Genomic DNA, 247 nt, shown 5'->3' with positions numbered 1-247 from the left:
CTGCACCCGGGCCAGCATCTGCACATGCGCACCGTCCAGCTGACGGGTGCGGTCCCCGATCCACGGCCAGTGCGTCGAGGACAACAGCAAACCCTGCCGCCCCTGACGCAGCAGCGGCAGCTCATAGTCCAGCACGAGCGCCTCATGGCTCGTCCACACCGGCGCCCCGGCCGGCCACCCCCACGCCCCGCCGAGCCGGCGCAAGAACTCCGTACCGGCATAAGCCGCCCGGTAACCGGCGAGCAGA

General features: G+C 71.3%; 1 protein-coding gene. It reads right to left on the bottom strand.

Annotated elements, in window-relative coordinates:
• The coding region (locus IG54_RS0137470) for a 3-deoxy-7-phosphoheptulonate synthase (RefSeq protein ID WP_030795793.1) at positions 1 to 247 on the bottom strand (247 nt) is incomplete at both ends.

Origin of the sequence: Streptomyces sp. NRRL S-920 (assembly GCF_000717945.1) — a bacterium.
GTDB classification, from domain to species: Bacteria; Actinomycetota; Actinomycetes; order Streptomycetales; family Streptomycetaceae; genus Streptomyces; species Streptomyces alboniger.
Note: the sequence above shows the minus strand (reverse complement) of the source record. Positions and strands in the feature narration are given on the sequence as shown.